2 protein-coding genes are annotated in these 2,429 nt (G+C 69.1%); both read left to right on the top strand.

Translation table 11 applies throughout. The features are described 5' to 3' along the window. A partial coding sequence (locus tag WA317_RS18235; protein WP_425174374.1) for a UDP-N-acetylmuramoyl-tripeptide--D-alanyl-D-alanine ligase occupies positions 1 to 1,209 on the top strand: 1,209 nt, incomplete at its 5' end. Further along, complete coding sequence (gene mraY, locus WA317_RS18240; protein ID WP_425174375.1) at positions 1,206 to 2,285, top strand: phospho-N-acetylmuramoyl-pentapeptide-transferase; 1,080 nt, start codon at positions 1,206 to 1,208, stop codon at positions 2,283 to 2,285. The genes WA317_RS18235 and mraY, both read left to right, overlap by 4 nt. Positions 2,286 to 2,429: the final 144 nt, after the last annotated feature.

Below are 2,429 nucleotides of genomic sequence, written 5' to 3' on the forward strand. Positions count from 1 at the left end.
GTGCTGGCCGCGCTGGCCAAGCTGGCCGCCGCGGTGGCCGCCGAGCTGGCCGCTGACGGGCTGACCATCGTCGGGGTCACCGGGTCGTCGGGTAAGACCTCGACCAAGGACTTGCTGGCCGCGGTGCTCGACCCGCTCGGTGAGGTGATCGCGCCGCCGGGGTCGTTCAACAACGAGCTGGGCCATCCGTGGACGGTGCTGCGCGCAACCCGCAGCACTGACTATCTGATCCTGGAGATGTCGGCGCGTCATCCGGGCAACATCGCCGCGCTGGCCGCCATCGCGCCGCCGGCGGTGGGTGTGGTGCTCAACGTCGGCACCGCTCACCTGGGCGAGTTCGGCAGCCGGTCGGCCATCGCCAAGACCAAAGCCGAACTGCCGCAGGCGGTCCCGTCATCCGGGGTGGTCGTTCTCAACGCCGACGATCCGGTGGTGGCGGCAATGGCCGACGTGACGGCGGCGCGGGTGGTGCGGGTCAGCCGCTCAGCGCAGACCGACGCCGGGCCAAGCGACGTGTGGGCCGGACCGGTCAATCTCGACGAGCTGGCCAGGCCCCGCTTCACCCTGCACGCCCGCGGCTCCACCGTCGACATCCAGCTCGGCGTGCACGGCGAACACCAGGTGAGTAACGCGCTGTGTGCTGCGGCGGTCGCGCTGGAATGCGGCGCCACGCCCGAACGGGTGGCGACCGCCCTGGCCGGCGCGCATGCGATGTCGCAACACCGCATGCAGGTGGTCACCCGGTCTGACGGCGTGACGGTGATCGACGACGCCTACAACGCCAACCCGGAGTCGATGCGGGCCGCCCTGCAGGCACTGGCCTGGGTCACCCGGCAAGCCGGTCAGCAGCGGCGCAGTTGGGCGGTGCTCGGTGAAATGGCCGAACTCGGCGACGACGCGCTGACCGAGCATGATCGCATCGGCCGGTTGGCGGTGCGCTTAGATGTCTCTCGACTGGTTGTCGTGGGAACGGGGAATTCAATGAGCGCCATGCACCACGGCGCGGTCATGGAAGGGGCACGGGGCTCACAAGCTGAAGGAGCGGCCACGATCGTCGCGGACGCTTCCGGCGCGCTCGCGCTCCTGCGAGGCGAACTGCGCTCCGGAGATGTGGTGCTGGTCAAGGCGTCGAACGCGGTCGGGCTGGGTAAGTTGGCCGACGCACTGGTCGCTGATTCCGCCCCCGAGAGCCGGGGCATTCGCCGATGAAGCAGGTTCTGATCGCTGTCGGCATATCGCTGATGGTGTCGATCCTGCTCACCCCGTTGCTGATCCGGCTGTTCACCCGACAGGGGTTCGGCCACGAGATCCGCGAGGATGGCCCGCCGAGCCACCAAACGAAACGCGGTACCCCGTCGATGGGCGGCGTGGCGATCGTGGCCGGGATCTGGGCGGGCTATCTGGGCACTCACCTCGCGGGTCTGGCGCTGGGAGGTGAGGGGCCGTCCGCGTCGGGGCTGCTGGTGCTGCTGCTGGCCACCGCGTTGGGCGGGGTCGGCTTCGTCGACGACCTGATCAAGATCCGTAGAGCGCGCAACCTGGGGCTGAACAAAACCACCAAGGCCATCGGGCAGGTCACCGCCGCGGTGTTGTTCGGCGCGCTGGTGCTGCAGTTCCGCAACTCCGCCGGGCTCACACCGGCCAGCGCCAACCTGTCCTATGTGCGGGAAATCGCCACCGTCACGCTCGCGCCGGCACTGTTCATCCTGTTCTGCGTGCTGGTCGTCAGCGCCTGGTCGAATGCGGTCAACTTCACCGACGGCCTGGACGGGCTGGCCGGCGGCTGCATGGCGATGGTCACCGCCGCCTACGTGCTGATCACCTTCTGGCAGTACCGCAACGCCTGCGCGACAGCGCCGGGGCTGGGCTGCTACAACGTCCGCGATCCGCTGGACCTGGCGCTGATCGCGGCTGCGACGGCCGGTGCCTGCGTCGGGTTCCTCTGGTGGAACGCGGCGCCGGCGCGGATCTTCATGGGCGACACCGGGTCGCTGGCCCTGGGCGGCATCATCGCGGGGTTGTCGGTCACCAGCCGCACCGAGGTCCTCGCCGTCGTGTTGGGTTCGCTGTTCGTCGCCGAGATCACCTCGGTGGTCTTGCAGATCCTGACTTTCCGCACCACCGGTCGCCGGGTGTTCCGGATGGCGCCATTTCACCACCATTTCGAACTGGGCGGCTGGGCCGAGACGACCGTGATCATCCGGTTCTGGTTACTCACCGCGATCAGCTGCGGCCTCGGCGTGGCCCTGTTCTACGGTGAGTGGCTCTCCGCGATCGGTGACTGAGATGAGTCACCAGGCGGCGGGGGGCGCCGGCATCGAGCCGTTGGCATCCGGGGCCCGCGTGCTGGTCACCGGCGCCGGGGTGACCGGGCGGTCGGTGCTGGTGGCGCTGGCACGTCTCGATGTCGAAGCCACGCTGTGCGATGA

The organism is Mycobacterium sp., assembly GCF_049802695.1.
GTDB lineage: Bacteria > Actinomycetota > Actinomycetes > Mycobacteriales > Mycobacteriaceae > Mycobacterium.

Excerpts from the sequence above, each read along its gene's own strand:
- mraY (WP_425174375.1), top strand. The coding sequence starts at position 1,206 with ATGAAGCAGGTTCTGATCGCTGTCGGCATATCGCTGATGGTGTCGATC.